This is a genomic window from Terasakiella brassicae (assembly GCF_014641495.1).
Classification (GTDB): Bacteria; Pseudomonadota; Alphaproteobacteria; order Rhodospirillales; family Terasakiellaceae; genus Terasakiella; species Terasakiella brassicae.
The window spans coordinates 158,658-182,046 of record NZ_BMHV01000003.1 but is presented as its reverse complement, the minus strand read 5'-3'; the positions used below and the strand labels follow the sequence as shown (position 1 = coordinate 182,046).

The window sequence follows — 23,389 nt, the reverse complement described above, 5'->3', positions numbered from 1 at the left end:
CATGAAGAAAGAAGATCTCCAAGATATCTATCCCCTAACCCCATTGCAGGAAGGCATGCTGTTTCATGCCTTATTCGGGGATGACCAAAGCACCTATGTTGAACAGTTTTCCTATCTTGTCACAGGTTCGTTTGCCCCTGATCTGTTTTTAAAAAGCTGGCAGGACCTTGTGGACCGTCACGATATTTTGCGCACTGCCTTTGAATATGAAAAAACCAAACAACCCTGCCAAATTGTTCTCAAGAAGGTTCGCGCTGACACCCGTTTTATTGATCTCAGCAACCTGAATAGACCGGAACAAGACGCAACCCTAGATCAACTGCGTCAAGAAAACCGTGAAAAGCCCTTTACACCCCATGCCGGACAACTCGCCCGTCTGTGTATCGTAAAACTGGACACACAGCGTCACGAGATCATAAGGACCCATCATCATATCCTGCTGGACGGATGGAGCAGCGCAATTTTATTGCAGGAACTAATGGAAATATACAGCGCCAACGTGCGTGGTGAACGCCCGGACCTGACACCACCGGTTTCTTCCAAACCCTATTTTAATTGGCTGCATCACCGTGACACGCAATCTTCACTCGATTTCTGGGCGAAATATCTAAAAGGGACCTCTGCAACACATCTGCCTTTTCAACGTAATAAAGCTGGCTACTGCCCTGCAAAACATCTGTTGCAATTAAGTGAAGAAACCACGGGTGCCCTACAGACCCTCACACAAAAATTACGTGTCACACCTGCGATTTTATGCCGGGCCATTTGGGGGGTAATGCTGGCCCGTTACAAGGGGAGGAACGACATCCTGTTTGCCAGTGTCGTCACCGTGCGCCCCCATGACGTGCCCAACATTAAAGATATGGTGGGACTGTTTATCAACACCATTCCGGTACGGGTCCAGATAGCCGAGGATATGCGTTTTTGTGACCTGCTGTCCCAATTGCAGGACGAGGCCCTTTGTGTTGACCCACATCAATATCTCGCCCTCAATGATATCCTGAATGATACGCAAAAACCGGATCATCTTTTTGCTTTTGAAAACTTTCATATCGATGAAGGTTTTCAGGAAAACATGGAAAAGGATGCCTATGGCCTGACGGTTGAGCGTCTCATCCGTCACGAACATACCCATTATGATTTCACCCTCGCCTTCAATCCCGGAACCTGCCTGAGTGCTGAATTTTCCTATAACACAAACCGATTTAGCCCTGCACAAATGCAACGCATGGCCGGGCATTTTGAACAGGTTTTACATCAAATTCTAGCCACACCTGAAAAAACAATCCGCGACATTGATATTTTAGGACCACAAGAACGCGAATTGATTTTAAAAGGTTTTAATCATCACCCCCAAACGGCCCCATCTCGCCTATCTGTTATTGAACGTTTTAAACAACAGGTGGAACGCGCACCCAACGCCCCGGCCATCGTTGATGGTCCAACCCGTTTGACCTACCGTGAACTGGATCAACGCAGCGATGCACTGGCCCATCATTTGCAAAAAAATTTCGCCGTAACGGGTAATCCGCATGTGGGCGTTCTTTTAGAACGTTCCGCTTCACTGGTTTGCAGCTTCTTAAGTATTCTCAAGGCAGGCGGTGTCTATGTCCCCTTGGATCCCGAGACACCGCAGGCGCGCATGGACTATATCCTGAAAGACAGCGAGGCCCTATGCGTTTTATCCAACACCCAAAACCTTGAAAAGATCACAACCGCAACACCTGTTTGCAATCTGGATCAAAAATGGGAGGGCGATATCACGCACTTTACGCCTGTGCAAACCAACGGCCTTGCCTATATGACCTACACGTCCGGTTCCACCGGGCAACCCAAAGGCGCCATGGTCGAAGAAGCCGGATTGCTTAATCTCGTCAACTGGCATGAACAGGCCTTTCAATTGGCAACCGGCAGTCGGGCAACGCTTTATGCCTCCCCTGCCTTTGATGCATCACTTTGGGAAATGGTGCCCAATTTGCTCAATGGTCTCTGTCTATACCCGGTCCCCGACCCTGTGCGACTGGATGTGGAAAAATTAATTACCTTTTTACAGGAAAATGACATCAGCCATACCTTCCTGCCGCCTGCCATATGCGAAGACGTCAGCAAAACGCATGACGGCAAGCTATCCCCTAAAATCAAAATTTTGACCGGTGGGGATGTCTTAAAGGATATCAGGGCTGGCGATCTGGAAATCTATAACAATTACGGCCCCACAGAATGCAGTGTGGTGGCGACCTCAACACGGGTCCACCCTGATACCCAAATCACCATCGGACAGCCCATTGATAATGTTCAGGTCTATCTGCTGGATCAAGACTTACGCCCGGTGCCCATCGGCATTGAAGGCGAAATTTATCTGGGCGGCATTGGCCTTGCCCGGGGATATTGGAAACAAGACGACTTAACCCGTGAAAAATTCATCCCCCATCCGTTTCAGCCCGGTGCACGCCTTTATAAAACCGGGGATCTTGCCTATTGGGATGAACAAGGCGACTTGCATTTTATCGGGCGCAATGATGATCAGGTTCAGGTGCGCGGCTACCGTGTGGAACTGGGCGAAATTGAAAACAAACTGGAAAACCATCCCGACATTGACCGGGCAATCGTCATTCTTGATGATCACGACCAGCTTGTCGGTTTTTACCTATCCGCAGCCAAAACAAGTGAAACCGATCTCAAATCCGCCCTTGCCCGTCTGGTTCCATCCTACATGGTGCCGCAACGCCTTACCCCGTTGGACAAGCTGCCGCTGAGTGAGCGCGGAAAAGTCGACCGCAAAGCATTGGCGCAACAAAATCAGGCGCACATAATCACGCAAGCTTACCGCGCCCCGGCGACCGAGACAGAATGCACCCTTCAGGAAATTTGGCAGGATGTTCTGGAAAGCCAACAGATCGGAATGGATGACAATTTCTTCAATATTGGCGGACATTCCCTAAGCGCAACACGCATTATGTCGCGCATTCGCAATAAAATGGCCCTTGAGCTGCCCTTTCACAGCCTGTTCGACAACCCGACCATTGCCCGCCTTGCGCATGTGATTGATGACCTTCAACAACAAGAAACATCTGCCCCCATCCGCCCAACCATCACCCGATCAAAACGCCGCCACGCGGCCCAATAGGACAAAACGGTTTGGATTTATGATGCATACAGATTGCTTAATCATCGGCTTCAACGATTTCGATTTTGAAAAAACGGTGGATATGATCCGTGGCAACGACCCGACATCGGGCGGTTATCGCGATATCAATCTTGCCTTCCTGAATATGCAAGGACACCCCCATCATGCAATGGATATCTTGAACCATGTGAATGGATGGGAACCCAGAACCTATCACAACAGTGATTTCGTCTGGCCTGTTGTCTTGTGTCTGGGCAGTTATCTGGCAAAGAACGGGTTTACTTTTGATTACATCAACCTGTTCCAGCAAGAAAAAGACGCTTTACGCGATAAACTGGAAAAAGGCGGTATTCGCACGGTCGCCATTACCACAACGCTTTATGTCGTCCCCCAGCCGATTATTGAAATTGTCCAGTTTATCCGCGCCCATAACACAGATGTAGAAATCGTCATCGGCGGACCGTTTATTTCTAGTCAGGCCGCCATGTTGGACACGGATGGTTTAAGCGAGTTGTTTTCCTATTTAGGTGGTGATTATTACGTCATTTCTTCCGAAGGGGAAAAAGCCCTCTGTGATTTGTTGGATGCGTTAAAGACCCAAAAAGATTTGGCTGACATTGATAATATCGCCTACCGCCAGAAAGACACATTTGTTCACAACACAATATCGGTTGAGCGTAATTCACTGGAAGAAAACCCGGTGGATTACAGCCTGTTTGCGAAAGAAAAATTCGGTCAATTCCTTTCCCTTCGCACCGCAAAATCCTGCCCGTTTTCCTGTGCCTTTTGTGGTTTTCCTGATCGGGCGGGCAAATATACCTATCTTGATCTCGCCCATGTGGAACGTACGCTAGACAGCATCAAGGACTTAGGAACCGTCAACACCCTGACCTTTTTGGACGATACCTTCAACGTGCCTAAAAAACGATTTCGAGACATCATGCAATTGATGATCGACAAAGGGTACGGATTTAAATGGAATTCCTTTTACCGATCCGATCATGGCGACGAAGCCACCATTGACTTGATGCAGCGCGCCGGATGCGAAGGGGTCTTTCTGGGCGTTGAGTCCGGCAGTGACACCATTCTTGAAAAAATGAACAAGAAATCGCGGCGCAAAGATTACCTGAGCGCGATTAAAATGTTTCGCGAACGTGACATATTGACCCATTGCAACCTCATCATCGGTTTCCCCGGCGAGACCCCGGACACGGTTGCTGAAAGCATGTCGTTTCTGGAAGAAAGTAAAAGCGATTTTTACCGCGCCCAATTGTGGTTCTGCGACCCCATCACCCCTGTTTGGAAACAAAAAGAGGAACTGGGTATCGAAAACTTTGCGTTCAATTGGTCGCACAACACCATGAATTGCCAGCAGGCCACGGCCTTTGTCGAACAGATGTTTCTGGAAGTCCAAAATTCCATTTGGCTCCCGCAACAGGGGTTTGAAATGTGGAGCCTGTTCTACCTGCAACGAAACGGGTTTTCTCGTGAACAGATTAAAGGCTTCCTGCGTGCCTTTAACGATGGTATTCGCGAAAAACTCTTGATCCCGCATCAACAAGAACCATCCGAACAGATTTTAAAAAACCTGTCCTATTGGGGGCGGCGCGATGGCTTTGATCATTTAAGGGGCATGAACAACCATCCCCCGCTTTATGATCCCCGCACACCGCAAACCGACACCGCGTTACACAATGACGATCAACTTGAAGCCTTTGCTTTTTAGGAGGGGAAAGACACCATGAACACCATGATTTTCGATCGAAAGACCTTGGACGAAAAACAGTTCTGGATGGACTTGTTGGCTGAAGGCCCCATTTTCTGCGCCCCAAAGGCGGACAGTCCTGTCTTTGCCCAAAATGGTTCCAGCCCAGCGCATATCACCTTCACACTGGATCAAGGCCTGACACAACAGATTAAAAAAATCGCACAAGGACCCTTTTTGTGCGGCACCGTTTTACTTTCCGCCCTGATGATCTGCCTGCATAAATATAATCATTTGCCAACCATCACCATTGGTACCCCGACCCGCAAACCAGCGACACCGACGAATGACAACATGCTGGCCATTCGCCACCAAATCGACGAGACAGAAAGCTTTCGTGATTTCCTTTTGAAGTTACGCGAAAAACTTCTCAATTGCTATGCGCATCAAAACTACCCCCAGTCCAAACTGGTCGAAGATTTAAGTCTTGAAACAGACCGTTTATTTGATGTGTCCTTTGCCTATGATGAAATCCATTCGTCTTTCACGCACCCTGACCAAAGCGCCTTGTCCTTGAAGGTCGAAGAAGGGGAAAATGCGACATTAATCGCTACGTTTTTTTACGACAATACCCTTTATCGTCCTGAAACTGTGCAACTGTTAGCGCGATATTATCAACATATCCTGACACAAGCCTTGTCCGACCCGATGCAATCAATCGATACCCTTGCATTAGACACGCAAGAAAACATCTGGGCACAAACCGAGGTTTGGAACAATACCGCGCATGATTTCCCCGATGATATCAATGTCATGGAACTCTTGACCAACATGGCACAGACCTACCCGCAAAACCCTGCTTTGGTCTATCGCAAGACCTCAATTTCTTATGAAGAAATGATGCAACAGGTCGATACTATTGCCGCCCATCTACAAGAAAACGCCGTGGGACCGGAACAACTGGTCGGTGTCTGTCTTGAAAACCCTTTTCAGTCCATCCTTGCCTTTTTGGGCATTTTACGCAGCGGGGCCGCGTTTCTGCCGCTTGATCCCAATTATCCCGATGATCGCCTGTCCTACATGATCAAAGACAGCGCCTGCACCCTTGTCATCGGGGATAATGTCATCTCGGAGCGAATGATCAATCCCGATCTACCTATTTTATCTATGGATGCCTTGTGCAGCCCGATGACGAAACCTGCTGCCCCCAATACAAGCACAGCTGACAATCTTGCCTATGTCATCTACACATCGGGTTCAACCGGAAACCCCAAAGGGGCATTGCTGGAACATCGCGGGCTCTGTAACTTCATCCACGCCCAAGGCCGCCTGTTTGACATGACACCTAACAGCCGGGTGTTGCAATTTGCATCGCTGAGTTTCGATGCATCCATTTCTGAAATTTTCGTCACCCTATGTCACGGCGCCGCCCTTCATGTGGCAACACGCGCCGATATGTCGCCGGTTGATCCTTTATTAAATCTGTTGCAAACACAGAAAATAACGCACCTGACCGTCCCACCGTCCTTGTTGGGGGTTTTGCCGCAAACAGACCTGCCCGATCTCGGCTGCCTGATCGTTGCCGGGGAAAGCTGCCCGGATGACATTGCGCAAAAATGGTCTGTGGGGCGCACGTTTTTGAATGGCTATGGCCCAACGGAAAGTACGGTTTGTGCCACTTTTTCCCATTACGCGGGTACAGGAAAGCCCTTAATCGGTAAACCCATCGAAAATACAAAAGTTCACATTCTGGATGAACACATGCGTCCTGTCCCTGTTGGTGTCGCAGGTGAACTTTATATCGAAAGTGCCGGACTGGCCCGTGGCTATTTAAACAGGGATGATCTGACACAGGAAAAATTTCTGACCAATCCCTTCTCCCCTGTTTTTTCAAACCGGATTTATCGCACCGGAGATCTGGCGCGTTGGCAAACTCATGGCGAAGTTGAATTTCTCGGTCGCATGGATCATCAGATAAAACTGCGCGGATTTCGTATTGAACTGGATGAAATCGCCCATGTTCTCTGCCGTCATCAACAGGTCGAAAATGCCATCGTTATCTCCCATGACGATGACAAGGCCGGATTACAAATCCTCGCCTTTGTCCTTGCCTCATCCCTTGAAACGGATGATTTGCGTCGTTTTATTCTGAATAAGCTCCCGGAATATATGTGTCCGGCCCATATCAGCATTTTGGACGATTTCCCCAAACTGCCCAACGGTAAAATCAATCGCAAGGCCCTTGTGGACCTGCAACGTGCCCCCAGCCATTTACCGGAACGTCATATGGCACGCGACAATATTGAACTGGCGCTGTTACAAATCTGGCAAGAGGTTCTCAACAATTCAGACCTCGGCATCCATGATGATTTTTTTGCGAGCGGCGGACATTCGCTGTTAGCCGTACGTTTATTGAGCCGCATTGAACGCGCGTTCAATCAAAAACTGGATTTGGATCTTATTTTCCAACACACAAGTGTCGCCGATTTCGCGCAACGGCTGCGTCAAAATAAAGACCTAAAAGAAAAATGGTCCCCACTGATCCCGGTACGCCCCGCCCCCAATTCCCAAAAAAATCCGATTTATTGTGTCCATCCGGCGGGTGGGCGCGTTCTCTGTTACCTGCCTTTTGCACGTGAATTGGCACAAGACATCCCTGTTCATGGATTTCAGGCCCGTGGTTTATCGCCCCATCAGTCCCCCTTTAAAGACTTAAAAGAATGCACACAAACCTACGTCGATGCATTGAAACAGCATCAAGGCGAAGGCCCCTATCAATTACTGGGCTGGTCCGGCGGGGCGGTCATTGCCTATGAAATGGCCTGCATTCTGCAAAAGGAAGGCGCCGAAGTTTCCAACCTTTTCCTGATCGATGCCTACGCCCCGCCAGCCTTACCCAATGAGTTAAAAAACATGGATAACGCGGCCTTGGTCAAAGCCTTGCTTAGCGATGAATTACGCGACACCACGAGTGACCAATTACGTCAATTCTCAGAAAATAAATTAATTGATTATCTGCGCGACACACTGATCAAAGCCGACATCATTCCCGCCGATTATACCTATGACGATGTTGCGCGTTTTTTTGAGGTTTATAAAACCAATTGCGCCCTTGCCCACGCGACCTTGTCACCCTCTTTCAACGGTTCCATTCACCTGATCCGGGCAGAAGGCGAACAATCCATGCAGGAAAAATACTGCCCCGATGACCCGACACTGGGCTGGCAGAGTTTTGCCACAGGCGACATCAAAGTGCACATCACACCGGGCAATCATAACACCATGATGGAACCGCCTTTCGTTTCCGCCCTTGTTTCCCATCTCAGCGACTATCTGGATTAAGCATAAACCATGGAAAATCGTTACAAAGAATTAATGGCAAACGCCATGAAAACCATCGGGGAACTGCGTCATGAGCTGGAACAAGCCAAACGTGACCAGAACGAACCGATCGCGATTGTCGCGATGGGGTGCCATTTCCCCGGCGGGGCGGACAATCCGCAAAAATTTTGGGAAATCCTTTGTAACGGGAAAAACACAGCGCGTGACATTCCCGCAGAACGCTGGGACAATTCTGTCTTTTTCGATCCAGACTCGACACAAAAAGGCAAAACATATTGTAAAAGAGCCAGTTTTCTAGACGGTGACATCTTCGGGTTTGACGCGCCCTTTTTCGCCATCAGCCCCCGCGAAGCCCAACTGATGGACCCGCAACAACGTCTTTTACTGGAAACCGCCTGGCAAACTTTAGAAAATGCAGGCCTGCCCGCCCGCAAAATCAGACAAAGCCGTACCGGCGTTTTTGTCGGTACGATGAGTTACGATTTCCTGCAAACTACAAACACCCCCGACGATGTTGATGTTCACAGCGCAACCGGCCTTGCCTTAAGTGCCGCTGCCGGGCGTATTTCGCATTTCTTTGATCTAAATGGCCCCAGCCTGACATTGGACACCGCCTGTTCATCCTCACTGGTTGCTGTCCATTTGGCCTGTAATGCCATTCGACGCGGGGAATGTGATTTGGCCTTGGCGGGCGGCGTCAATGTTATGACATCCCCTTATATGGCAGTCGCAGAATGTGCTGCCAATATGTTGTCCCCGGACGGTACCTGTAAAACGTTTGATGCCGATGCGGATGGTTATGGCCGGGGCGAAGGTTGCGGGTTTATCCTGCTCAAACGTCTGAGTGATGCCCAACGCGATAACGATAAGATCATCGCCGTGGTGCAAGGTAGCGCCGTAAACCATGACGGACAATCCAGCGCCCTGACCGTACCCAACAGCAGCGCACAAATCGCCGTGATGGAAGCGGCCCTGAACAATGCTACACTGGACCCCACAGATATTTCTTATGTGGAAGCCCACGGAACAGGCACACCCCTTGGTGATCCGATTGAGATCGAAGGGTTAAATCGTGTTTATGCCCGCACGCGCAATCAGGACAACCCGTTGATCGTTGCCTCCGTCAAAGCCAATATCGGCCATCTGGAAGGGGCCGCTGGCATTGCCGGATTGATCAAAACCGCCCTGTCCCTGCATCACGGTATAATCCCCGGCCATACCTCTTTCACCACCCCAAACCCGCATATTGACTGGGACAAGCTGGCCTTAAACGTACCGACACAATCACAAAACTGGCCCGCAAACGAAAACAAACGCATTGGTGCAATCAGTTCCTTCGGATTTAGTGGCACAAACGCCCATATTATTTTGGGTGAAGCCCAAAAAACTGAACATATAGCGAAAAAAGCACCGTTTGACGCACCGCATACGCTGGCGATATCCGCCAAAACAAAAGCGGCATTTGCTCAACAGATTGAACATTACATCGTTTTTTTGCAAAACCAACCTGAAACGGCCCTAAAAAACATTTGTTACAGCAGCAATATCGCGCGTGATCATTTTGAATATCGTTTTGCTTGCCCTGTTTCGACCTTAAAAGAAGCTATTGAAACGCTAAAATCTGCAAAAGATACGCCTGTTAAGGTCAAACTGAAAACAGGACCACTGCAAACACCGGATTTCACCGACCTGACCCAAGCATATTTGGACGGTGTCAATATTGATTGGGACAGCCTCTATCAAGAACGCGATTACACCTTGGTCGCTTTACCCCCATATCCTTTTCAACGTAGCAGATACAAGCTGGAAACGAAAAAAAACACGCATATTTTAGGCCAGCGCGACGATGACACACTTGTCTGGATAAACCCCAACTTGTTCCCCGCATATAACTGGTTGCTGGATCATAAAATCGGGGATCAAAGCGTCTTTCCCGGCGTTGCCTATCTTGAAATGGCACATGCCGCCTTTCAGCACCTTATGCCTGACACACGTGCCTCGATTGAACGGATGGATTTAAAACGTCCCTTATTGCTGGACGAAAAGAAGGCTTACACCCTTAAAACTGAATTTAGCCCCCATGAACGTGGCTATCGTTTCATCATCACGGCGCAGGTTGGTTCCAGCTCGTGGACAGAACATGCCGAAGGAGTGATCGTTGCGACCACAGATAATATCAACATCACCTTTCCTGATTTAATAGAAGGGCCGACTTGTTCCGGTTCGTCTTTTTATCAAACATGGCAAGCACGCGGAAACGATTGGCAAGGGGCTTTTCAAGGCATTGCAAATTACCAACGCCACGATCACACCTTGCTTGCCCAAATCCAACATCCCAACCTGCAAACTGACGGTTATTTTGCCCATCCTGCCATACTGGATGCTTGTGGACATCTGCTGGCTGATTTTGCCGAACAGTTTGACCAACAAGGGCGTTTTGTTGCGCAATCCATTAAAGGCGTTGTTTTCCATCGCCCGTTTATCGGTAAACGGTTTTGGAGCCACGCAACCCTGACCACCCAAAATGACCGTCACCTCAGTGGTTCCTTGCATATTTTCAACGATATGAAAGAACTGCTTGTTTCTGTGGAAGACTGCACCTTCACCTTTGTTGACAACAAACAATCTCTGCACCGATTAGAGGACGACCTCTATCACATCACATGGCGCGACTTTGATCTGTCAAAGGCTTCTCACAAACCGGATGCCCTGTGGCTTCTGCTGGATGACGAAAGAAATCAGGCCGACCCTTATTTGGTTCATTTATTAGAAACCGGGGAACGAGCTGAAAAAATAACACGTGATCAACTCCTCCCCCGTCTGGATGGAGAGGGCTTACCCGTTCATCTCCTTGATTTTTCACTGTTGCATGCAGATGCAGACCGTATCGCGCCACTCAGTGCACAAATCATTTCTACCGTGAAGGACATTAAAGGCCACACGGTCGATTTATGGCTGATGACCCAAAACGCATGGACAGAAGCCCCCCATCAAGCTGCTTTCTGGGGACTGGGGCGAACCTTGGCCGTCGAAGAAAGCCACCATTGGGGGGGATTGATTGATCTGGGCGCACATACGGTTCCTCAAACCCTGTGTCATCTGATTGATACAATCCATAAGGAAGATCAGTTCCGCCTGACAGAAAACGGGGTTGAGGTTCCCAGATTAACACCTGCGGACATATCCCCCACAACCATCGATTTGGATGAAGATGCAAGCTATCTAATTACGGGCGGTTTTGGGGTCATTGGCCGCGAATGCGCCAAAATGCTGGCTCGTAAAGGGGCGAAGAACATCATCCTGATGGGCCGCAATGTGCCTTCCGACCTAGGGGAATTTGAAAAAACAGATATCAATATCATCCCTGTTGCCCTTGATATTTCAAACACGGAAGCTTTTGGAGACTGGTATCAAAATCAGGCCCCACAACCGATCAAAGGGGTCATTCACGCTGCCGGTGTCGCGACACGTGCCCCGGCTTGTCAATTGGATTTTGAAGCCTTCGCCCGACAATTCAGCCCGAAAATCCAAGGCCTTCAGACCTTGGATCAGGTGTTGAACGAGGATGATCTTGATTTCTTTATCGCTTTGTCCTCGGCTTCTGCTGTACTGAATTCACCTGAGTTGGGGGCATATGCAAGTGCAAATGCCACAATGGATGCCTTCATGGCATATCGTCGCAGACACGGTAAAAAAGGACTAAGCCTTGCCTGGGGGCCGTGGAAAGAAGCGGGCATGGCCGCAGACCATTTTGATCCGGCGACACAATTGCTTCATCCTGTTGGTTCGCAGGACGCTATTGCTTTAATGGACCGTCTTTTAGGCAGCTCACAAGACTACCTCGCCATTCTTCCTTTCGGGGAACGTCGTGCGGCCCTTGGCACCATGCCCATCTGTCAGGAACTCATTGCCTCAAAAGAAACTTCCAAACTTAATCTGGCGGATCTGGACGTTCAAAAAATTTCAGATTTCCTATGCACCACCCTAGCCCCAATTTTCAAGCTGGAGGCCACAAATTTCCCACAGGATGAACCGCTCAGCCTGCTGGGTATGGACTCCCTAATGGCGTTGGAAATCAAAAATGTGGTGGAAGGGCGCACAAACGCAACCCTGCAAATCGTCGATTTGATGGGCGGGATGAATATTACGGAACTTGCCCAACAACTCACAAACAATCAACATATAGACACCACGTCTGGACCTGCCAAACAGAAACAGCAAAAGGCCTTTCCCCTGACCCCCGGTCAGCAATCCTTATGGCTGATCCATGAAATGGATGGTGAAACACCTGCCTATAACGTGGCCTTTGCCTTGGACCTGAAGGGGGACATCGACTTTGAGAAAATGACGCAGAATTGGCAAACCATTGTTGCGCGCCATCCCACTTTGAACACATGCCTATCTGTATCGGGTGATGAAATTCTTCAACATGTACAAGCCGATATTCCCTTTGAAATAGATGTGCAAAATGTTGACGACCTGCAAACGGCCCTTGATCGTGCCTACCGCCAACCGTTCGACCTGAAAACCGGCCCTCTCTTTCGGACCCATCTGATCCGTACAACAGATCACGACACTGTATTATTACTGGTCACCCATCATATCGTCTGTGATGGCTGGTCCCTTTGGGTGTTACTGGATGAATTTGCGCAACTCAATAACGGCAATGTCCTGCCCGACTTGCCCATTTGTTATCAGGATTACGCGCAGGCGCAGACCGCATACCTGAACAGTGAGCGGGCCACGCAAGACTGGAATTTCTGGCAGGATACGCTTAGCGGCCCCTTACCCGTTTTGACCCTGCCGACAGACCGACCGCGACCATCTGTACAATCCTATAACGGGGCAACCCATACCTTCGTGCTGGATAAAGACATAACACACGGGCTTAAACATCTATCCCAACAATCCGGGGTGAGCGACTATGTGACCTTGTTATCGCTTTATTCCCTGTTATTACATCGTTATAGCCAACAGGATGATATCCTGATCGGTTGCCCGACAACCGGGCGCAATAAATCAGATTATGACGGGGTCGTTGGGCATTTCGTCAATCCAGTCGTCATGCGCCAAAACCTGTCTCACGATCTGTCATGGGCGGATTTTCTCCAACAGACAAAGACCATCGTGCTATCCGCCCTGACCCATCAAGATTATCCTTTTGCCCGTTTGGTGGAAAAACTGCATCCTAGTCGGGAGGCTGGGGTTACACCGATTTTCCAGACTGATTTCACCTTCCAGCAACCGCAAAAGGCCAAAGATCTAGTTGCCAAATTAATCGAAGGCGGCGATCAGCCCTTACATTGGGGGACGTTGGATGTTCTGCCGCATGAGATCAACCAACAGGAAGGTCAATTTGATATTTCCTTTGAAATTATCGAAAGCAATGGGCAATTCCATTGTTCTTTGAAATACAGCACCGATCTGTTCGATGCCACCACAATGGAACGTATGGGCAAACATTTTAAAAACCTTGCCCGCTGCGCCCTGAACGATCTATCGGCCCCCTTATCCCACATGGATATGATGGATGGGACAGAGCGTCACCAAGTCCTGATCGAATTTAATCAAACCGATGCGGTCTATCCCACCGACAGTACGGTTGCGCATCATTTTATGCAGCAAGTCGCGCGCACACCGGAAAAAATCGCCGTGGTATCCGGCACACAACGCTGGACGTACCAACAACTGAATGAACAGGCAAACCGCATCGCCCATTGGTTGCGTCAATCCGGTATCCAACCAAATGATTTCGTTGCAATCCTTGATCATCGCAGCGCAGATTTTCTGGCCGCTATCCTTGGCATTATGAAGGCGGGGGCGGCTTATGTGTCGATTGACCCGGAATACCCGCAAGAGCGCATTTCCTACATGCTGGAAAATGCACAGGCCGCTACTGTGATCACCCGCCAAGAATTTGAAGGTATGCTGGCAAACGGTGTACAGGCCCTACGACTGGACAGTACTGTTTTAGAAGGCCAAAGCGCAGACGATATTGATCTTGTCAACACGCCAACCGATCGCGCCTATATGATCTATACATCCGGGTCAACCGGGCAACCCAAAGGTGCGATTGTGCGTCATAACGGGGCGCTTAATCATATCTTTGCTGAATTTGAGGCCATGTCCTTTCACGAAGACAGTGTCTTTTTACAAAGTGCGCCGTCCTCATCCGATATTTCCATCTGGCAATTCCTCGGCCCTGTGTTAATTGGCGGAACGTGTGTGGTCGCCGATTTCCACACCGTTTGTACGCCAAAAGCCCTTTATCAACTGATTTGTGATGAAAACGTCACGGTCATTGAACTGGTGCCCGTTGTGCTGGATGAACTCATCGCCTTGATTGAAGAAACAGATACAGCGTCAACAAACAAGCTGGAATGGGGAATGGTGACGGGGGAGGCGGCCTCGGTCGCGTTGGTTAATCGCTGGCTGGATGTGTTGCCCCATGTGCCTTTGATCAATGCCTATGGCCCAAGTGAGGCCGCAGACGATGTCTGCCAATATGTCTTACGTGAAAAACTACCAGAAACAACCCACAATGTGCCCATTGGGTCCCCCATCGGCAATATGCGCATGTATGTGTTGGACGATGCCTTAAACCCGGTTCCCATCGGATTACCCGGCGAAATTTGCGTGTCCGGTATCGGGGTTGGCGAAGGATATTGGCAAAATCCACAAAAAACCACCCAAGCTTTTGTCGCAAACCCACACAGCACAGACAAACATCATCAAGTGCTTTATCGCACCGGGGATACGGGACGCTGGTTGGCGTGCGGTAATCTGGAATATCTGGGACGTTTTGATGATCAGGTCAAAATTCGCGGTTATCGCATTGAACTGGGTGAGATCGAAGCCCGTCTTATGGCCCACCCGGCTATTCGCCAAGCCCTTGTCATCACGTTTGAGGATCCGCAAACCGGCAAAAACCTTGCGGCTTATTTGAGATGTGAAAACACACAACCCGATATAACCCATCTGCGCACTTTCCTTGGGGAAAGCCTGCCGCCCCACATGGTGCCCGCAGCCTTTGTTTTTGTGGACAGCTTTCCGCAACTGCCCAACGGCAAGGTCGATAAAAAATCCTTAGCCGCTCCGCAGGTCAAACCATCTACCCCTGTCAATCAGGCAGGACAAACCGCCACGCAACAAAAACTCATCGCCCTATGGAAAGACCTGTTGGGGCATGACGCCATTGGCGTGCATGACAATTTCTTTGAATTGGGCGGGCATTCCCTGTTAATGGCGCGCCTGCATCGTCGTGTTCAAGACAGGTTTGCGCGCGACTTCCCGCTTGTGACCATGTTTCAATATCCCACCATTGCTTCACTTGCCCAATTTTTAAACCCGAAAGAGGTCACTGAACAAACGGCTCAACGCGTTGTAAAACAGGACAAACCGCAAAATCAGGATATTGCCATTATCGCCATGACGTGTCGTTTCCCCGGTGCCCGCACGGTGGACGAATATTGGGACAACCTGCGCAACAAGGTAGAATCCGTCACATTTTTTGATACAGACACCCTTTTAAAACGCGGGGCCGATGGGGAACAAATTCATCATCCCGACTATGTCCCCGGCTGTGCTGTTCTGGACGGTCTCGATCAATTTGATGCCCCGTTTTTCGGGTTTAACGCACGCGAAGCCGAAGTGATGGACCCGCAACAACGCCTGTTCTTAGAAGGCGCTTGGGAAACACTGGAACAAGCCGGATATGCGAACGATCAAACCAATCGCCCGGTCATCGGATGTTTTGCCGGACAAGGCGCAACGACTTATTTAAGCCATCACGTCGAACCCACATTGGACGAAGACGGCACCGCCCAACTCTATCAGGTCGAGATCAGCAACGATAAAGATTATATTGCCACGTCTGCGGGCTATAAGCTGAACCTGCAAGGGCCTTGTGTGTCGGTACAAACGGCGTGTTCAACATCCTTGGTTGCCGTTCATATGGCATGTCAAAGCCTGCAATCCGGGGAATGTGATATGGCATTGGCAGGCAGCATATCGGCCAATGTGCTGCATCAGGCGGGCTATCTTTATCAGGATGGTATGATCCTGTCCCCCGATGGTCATTGCCGTCCCTTTGATGAAACCGCCAAAGGCACCATCCCGGGAAGTGGCATGGGCATTGTCCTGTTAAAACCGCTGGATAAGGCCATAAATGATAATGATATCATCCATGGCCTTATCAAAGGGTCCGCCATTAACAATGATGGGGCCCTAAAGGCCGGATATACCGCCCCATCTGTGGACGGTCAGGTTGGCGTCATCAAAAAAGCCTATGACAATGCAGGTATTGATCCACAATCCATTGGTTATATCTGCGCCCACGGCACCGGCACCCCGATGGGGGACCCCATTGAAATTGCCGCCCTCAGCACTGCCTTTGGACCCGGGAAACCATCGACCTGTGCCATCGGGTCCGTCAAGGCCAATATCGGCCATACCGATACAGCCGCCGGGGTGGCCAGCTTGATTTGCGCGGTGATGGCCATGAAACATAAAACCATCCCTCCACAATTACATTTTAACACCCTGAACCCGGCAATGGATTTAACCCAATCGCCGTTCTTTATCCCGACCAAAGCGCAGAATTGGGACAACAATGGACAACCACGCCGCGCCGGGATCAGTTCCTTGGGCATTGGCGGTACAAACGCCCATGTCATTGTGGAAGAAGCGCCGCATATTTCCACCCCTCAACAAATAGAAAAAACAACGCATCTTCTGACCCTGTCCGCCCAAACGAAACAGGCATTGGCAGCGCAACAAAAAGATTTGGAAAATTATCTCAACACCCACGCAGATATAAACATCACCAATGTCGCCTACACATTAAATGTGGGACGCAAAACCTTTGCCCATCGTTGCGTACTTGTCCATGACAGCCAAGAAATCGTCAAAACGATAACAGGCAAGGCGGAAAGCGAACAACGCCCCCTGACATTTATGTTTTCCGGTCAAGGGGCACAATTTGCAGATATGGGCAAAGACCTTTATCCCCAAGAACCTGTTTTTAAAGACACCTTTGATGAAACGCTTGGCTATTTCAACACACATCTCAAGACAGACCTGCATGCCATATGGGGGGATAAGGAACGGATCAATCAGACTGTTTATACCCAGCCATTGCTGTTTGCCTTTGAATATGCCAGTGCCAAGTTGCTGGAAAGTTGGGGTATTCATCCCGATTATCTGATCGGGCACAGCATCGGGGAATATGGGGCGGCTTGCCTGTCCGGTGTGTTCAGCCTGCAAGATGCCTGCCTTCTGGTCGCCACACGTGCCAAATTGATGCAATCCATGCCATCAGGTGCCATGTGCGCCCTGCATGTTCCGCCCGACCAGGCCCAAGGATATCTCACCAATGGTCTGGATTTGGCAGCAAGCAACAGTTCGAACCTCAGTGTTTTATCCGGTCCGTTTGACGCCATTGATGATCTGGAACAAAAACTTGAAAAAGACGGAATTTCTTATCGTCGCCTTTATACCTCCCACGCGTTTCATTCCGCATCGATGGAAGCGTTGGAACATGATTTTCTAATGGCCTTTAACCAGATTAAACTAAACGCCCCGACACGCCCGTTTCTTTCTAATCTTAGCGGGACGTGGATAAGCGATGATCAGGCCTGTAATCCGGTTTACTGGTATCAACATTTACGACAATCCGTTCAATTCAGCGACGGTCTTGGCGTTTTGTTGGAGAACAACAAGGCGATCTTGCTGGAACTTGGCCCCGGCAATACGCTTGCGACCTTTGCCCAGCAACATAACGCCAAACAAGCCGATCATCTCATCTTGGCATGTCATCAAGGGGTTTATGGCAAACAGGATGGGCATGATTATCTCCTGCATAGCCTCGCACGGCTTTGGACCAATGGTGTCAACATCGACTGGACGGCATTCTGGCACAAAAAACAAGCTCGCCGTATCGCGCTGCCCACTTACCCGTTTGAACGTAAACGTTACTGGATTGCCCCCAACCAAACCAAATCCCATAAGAAACGCCCGCAAGGCAAGCTTCGTAATCTGGACGACTGGTTCAATGTCTCTACATGGCAGCGCGCACCCATAAAAGGCCCTAATCTGGACGATACGTTTGGACCGTGGCTGATCTTTGCCGATGATCTGGGATTTGCCGACCAACTGGGCCTGAAAGGTATCACCGTTCATAAGGGAGATGCCTTCAGTGGAAATATCGACACAGGTTTCACCCTGAATCCGGTTGAAGTCACAGATTATAATCAATTGTTCGACCAACTGGAACGCAACAACCTGACACCAAAAGGCATCCTGCATTTCTGGTCTTTTCAATGCCCGGCTGCCCAATGGCAAGACAACCTTGAAACCGATCTGGATCACGGATTTATCAGCCTGTTGCATATCGCCCAAAACATCGGACGGCATTACAATGCAGAAACCACCGTTTTAAAAACCATCTTGAACCAGACCCAAGACATCAACGGTGAAGAAGCCTTAAACCCGACCATCTACAGCGCGAGTGCCCTGTTGAAAGTTATCGCACAGGAATTTCCCGGTATTCTGTGCCAATGCGTCGACTTCGCCACCACCCAAAACATCACGCCGCGCATGGTTGATCAATTAAGGGCAGAAATTTTAACCTGTACATCCGACCCGCTTGTTTCCTATCGCGGGCGTTATCGTTGGGTGCAAACATTTGAACCCGCCCCACCAACAGGGAACAAGCCTTTAAAAGAAGGCGCCACCCTTCTAATTACCGGGGGCTTGGGGCATCTTGGGTTTATCTTCGCCAAACATTTGGCGCTCAATTTCAAGGCCAAGCTCGCCCTTGTCACCCGCAAGATGACACAGGATAAGTTGGAAAAAGTCACTGAACTGAAAAAGTTGGGGGCAGAAGTTCTGGCCATCCCCGCCAATGTTGCCAACCTTGATGAGATGCAAACGGCAATTGCCCAGACGGTGGAACATTTTGGCACCCTGGACGGTGTAATCCATACCGCAGGTATCACCGATCAGGATTATCCGTTGGAAGAACTCACACCGGATATCTATCGTCAACATTTAGAACCCAAAGTCCGGGGCACCCTTGTTCTGGAACAAGTCCTCAAAGATCATAAACTGGATTTCGTCTGTTTATTTTCGTCCCTGTCTTCCGTCCTTGGTGGATTGCGCTTTGGTCCTTATGCAGTGGTCAATGCTTTTATGGACAGCTTTTGCCAGCTTAAAAACCGCGACAATCACACACCGTGGTTGAGCATTTGCTGGGATGGCTGGAAAGGCGATGACGATCCGGTCCTAAACCTGAAAGCACGCGATGAAAACACGATTTTGGAAACAGAAGGCCTTGCTGCCTTTGATCACCTGATGCAATCCACCGCTTGGCCCGATCAATCCATTATTTCTGTGACCGATCTGCCGACCCGCATTGAAAAATGGGTCACCCCGTTCTGGTCGATAAACAAGGATGAAAACGAAACACCCGACACCCTTTATGAACGTCCCGATCTGGAAACGGATTACATCGGGGCGGCTACGCAAATCGAACAAAAGATTGTGGTGATTTGGCAAAATTTACTGGGTCTGCGTGATATCGGAATTGACGACAATTTCTTTGAACTGGGTGGGCATTCCCTGCTGGGCACGCAAATGATTACCCGCCTGCGCCAGACCTTTGGCGGGGAAATGAACATTACCACCCTGTTTGAAAACCCCACCATACGGGAACTCGCCGCCCGGCAAGAAGCCATGCAAGAGGAAAGAGAGGAATTTGTACTGTGACAAACCTGATAAACTGGTTGAAAGAGCTGGAAAATCAAGATATCCGCCTTTCCTGCGAAAATGACAAACTGCGCATCAACGCCCCCAAAGGCGTAATGACACAGGAACTCAGTGCCCAACTTTCCCAACGCAAAGAAGAATTGCTTGCGCATTTTCTGAACCATCAAACGATCACCACAACACCACGGGATCAAGACCTGCCCCTGTCTTTTGCCCAACAACGTCTGTGGTTTGTCGATCAACTGGAAAAAGACAGTCCCGCCTATAACATGCCCGCTGCCCTGCGTCTAAAGGGGGCGCTTAACATAAACGCATTGGAACGCAGCTTAAACGAAATCGTGCGTCGCCATGAAATTTTACGCACCAGTTTCCCCTTGAAAGACGCAAACCCCGTTCAAAAAATTCATGCTGATCTATCCCTTGTTCTGGAAAAATCCGATCTAAGCGCAATGGATATAGACACGCGCGAGGCTCATATTCAGCAAACCATTGAAACTGAATGTCTAAACCCCTTTGACCTACAAACCGCACCGTTAATTCGGGGACAACTCTTAAAGGTCAGTGGTGAGGAACATATCTTGTTACTGAGCATGCACCACATCGTTTCAGACGGTTGGTCTATCGGGATCATCGGACGGGAACTTTCTGTCCTTTACAAAGCGTTTTCCAATAATAAATCCGCCGACTTGCCGGAACTGGATATCCAATATGGCGATTTTTCACAATGGCAGAAAAGCTGGATGGAAGGGACAGATTACCGCCAACAACTTGACTATTGGACAACACATCTGAAAGATGCCCCGCACATTCTGGACCTGCCCACCGATTATGCACGTCCCGCCTTGCAAACCTATCACGGTAAAACCCATACGACCTATCTGTCGGGCAATGTGCAAAAAACGCTGCATCAAATCGCCCGCGAGGCTGGCGGCACCCTGTTTATGCCCTTGCTGGCGGCCTTTGCCTTGCATATCAGAAGCTACAGCGCACAAAACGATTTAATCATTGGCAGTCCGATTGCAAACCGCAACCGCCCCGAAGTCGAAGACCTGATCGGTTTTTTTGCCAATACCCTGCCCTTGCGCCTTCAAATCAACACAACGGAAACATTTACCGATTTGTTAAAGCAGGTTCAACGCGAAACCCTGAAGGCTTATGAAAATCAGGATGTTCCATTTGAAAAAATTGTTGAAAACCTGAATATTGAACGCGACCTCAGCCGCAGTCCCTTGGCCCAAGTGGTCTTTGTTTTACAAAACGCGCCTTTGCATGCCTCCGGCAGTACAACCGCCGCATTGGACGGGCTGACACTGGAACCCATCGCGTTTGAAAGCGGAACGGTGCGTTTAGATTTGGAAGTCCACGTCTGGGAAGAAAGAAGCGGTCTGAAAGTCGAATATATCTATAATACCGATCTGTTCGCCCCGGAAACCATTGCCCGAATGGCTGCAAATTTTGAAGCCGTCTTATTGTCAGTTTGCGCCAAACACGATACGCCCTTATGTCACATCCATACCCTGTCGGATACGGAATTTAAACAACTGGTGACAGACGCAAACGCAACAAGTCAACCTTATCCAGACGATCTCTGCCTGCATGATGTCATTGCCCAACATGCCCAAAACACACCCGACACACCAGCCCTTGTTTATGATGGACACTCTTTATCTTACAAAGAATTAAACGAACGCGCCAATCAACTGGCCTATTGGTTGAGCGCCAGAGGTGTCTGCAAAGGAGACCGTGTCGGCGTTTGCCTGGATCGCGGCCTTGATTTAATCGTCTCGCTTCTGGCGATTTTAAAAACCGGGGCGGCATATGTGCCGATTGACCCGATTTACCCGCGCGAACGCCTAAAGTTTTTGATGGAAGATTCAGACGCAACCCTGTTGCTGTGCGAAAGTAAAGTTGCCCAAGATATCAAACTGGAGGAAATCACCCTCAACGCCCCCTGTTATTTGCTTGACCATGAACACAACTTAATCAAGCAGGAAAGCTTAAAAAATATATCAATAAGTGTTTCATCTCGTGATCTCGCCTATGTCATCTACACATCCGGATCCACGGGAAAACCAAAGGGCGTGCAAATTCAGCATCACAGTGTCATCAATCTATTACACGGTGTACATCCCCGATTAAAGGCCTCAGCCAAAGATGTCTGGACCGTCTTTCATTCCTACGCCTTTGATTTGTCTGTGTGGGAGATTTGGAGCCCGCTTTACAGCGGTGGCAAACTGGTCATCGTTTCCAATACCCTGACACAGGACGCTCACAATTTTCATCAATTGCTTCTTGATGAAAAAGTCACTGTTTTAAACCAGACCCCGTCTTTCATGCGTCAATTATTAAGCCTGCCTGATTTTAAAGAAGGCGCGGCCCAAACCTTGCGCGTCATCATCTGCGGCGGCGAAGCTCTGCCACAGGAACTAGGCGAACAATTACTGAAACTGAATATTGATCTCTGGAATTTCTATGGCCCGACTGAGGCCACCGTCTGGTCCTTGATTAAACAGGTTCATTCGGCCTCTAGTCCCAGCGGGAATGTCGCCATTGGTCAACCCATTGCCAACACAACGGCCTTGATACTGGACAGTGATTTAAACCCTGTGCCGATCGGTGCAGTAGGGGAATTGCATTTGGGCGGTCAAGGTCTGGCAGTTGGTTATTTCAAACGACCAGACCTCAGCCACGAGCGTTTTATCAACAGTCCCTTTGGCAGATTATATAAAACAGGGGATCTGGTGCGCCGTCTACCCAATGGCGATTTTGACTATATCGCACGGATGGACACACAGGTTAAAATGCGCGGTTATCGCATTGAACTGGGTGAAATCGAACAAACCTTATCCAAAATGAACGGGCTTGATCATAACGTCGTGATTGTGCGCGAAGATCAACCGGGCGATCAACGCCTCTGTGCCTATCTGGTTGGAAATCTGCCCCCCATCCATGAAATTCGCGAATTTTTAAAGGCCCGTCTACCCGCCTATATGGTGCCTTTAATCTTTGTTGAACTGGACCAACTGCCCCTGACGCCCAATGGCAAGATTGATCGCAAAAACCTGCCCAAACCGGAAAAAAACCAACGCCTAATTCAAACGGCCCCTTCCACACAAACCTTGAACGCCGATGAACAAGCCATTCATCAAATCTGGTGTGAGGAACTCGGACTGAAACAGGTTGGCATTGATGACAATTTCTTTGATGTCGGCGGTTATTCCTTCTTGCTGGTCAAGGTCTGTAACCGTCTGCGTGCCGCATTCCAACGCGACATCAATGTGGTCGATCTTTTCCAATATCCCACCATCCGTGCCATCGCTGATTTTATCGACACAGATCAAACTGAACGCGAAATCAACACCGATCAACTGGAACAACGCGCCACCAAACGCCGTCAAGGACGCGTTCGCCGGGGCCGTACCATGCAAACTGAACAGAAGGTATAAAAC

At 49.4% G+C, this 23,389-nt stretch carries 5 protein-coding genes; all 5 read left to right on the top strand.

Annotation, left to right across the window (positions count from 1 at the left end):
- Window position 1 precedes the first annotated feature (1 nt).
- Genes IEW74_RS03000 through IEW74_RS02980 form a run of 5 tightly spaced genes read left to right on the top strand, consistent with a single transcriptional unit; the run spans window position 2 to window position 23,386 of the window.
- Window positions 2-3,127 carry a non-ribosomal peptide synthetase gene (locus IEW74_RS03000; protein WP_188661390.1) on the top strand — a complete coding sequence of 1,042 codons (3,126 nt, stop codon included), beginning with the start codon at window positions 2-4 and terminating at the stop codon, window positions 3,125-3,127.
- Between the two features lie 19 nt (window positions 3,128-3,146).
- On the top strand, window positions 3,147-4,853 hold the full coding sequence (locus IEW74_RS02995; protein ID WP_188661388.1) for a PhpK family radical SAM P-methyltransferase: 1,707 nt from the start codon (window positions 3,147-3,149) through the stop codon (window positions 4,851-4,853).
- Between the two features lie 15 nt (window positions 4,854-4,868).
- Window positions 4,869-8,174 (top strand): non-ribosomal peptide synthetase, encoded by a 3,306-nt coding sequence (locus IEW74_RS02990; RefSeq protein WP_188661385.1) that lies wholly within the window; start codon window positions 4,869-4,871, stop codon window positions 8,172-8,174.
- Window positions 8,175-8,183: 9 nt separating this feature from the next.
- Complete coding sequence (locus IEW74_RS02985) at window positions 8,184-19,940, top strand: non-ribosomal peptide synthetase/type I polyketide synthase (RefSeq protein ID WP_188661382.1); 11,757 nt, start codon at window positions 8,184-8,186, stop codon at window positions 19,938-19,940.
- Complete coding sequence (locus IEW74_RS02980) at window positions 19,937-23,386, top strand: non-ribosomal peptide synthetase (protein WP_188661379.1); 3,450 nt, start codon at window positions 19,937-19,939, stop codon at window positions 23,384-23,386. The genes IEW74_RS02985 and IEW74_RS02980 overlap by 4 nt, the downstream gene beginning before the upstream one ends.
- Window positions 23,387-23,389 lie beyond the last annotated feature (3 nt).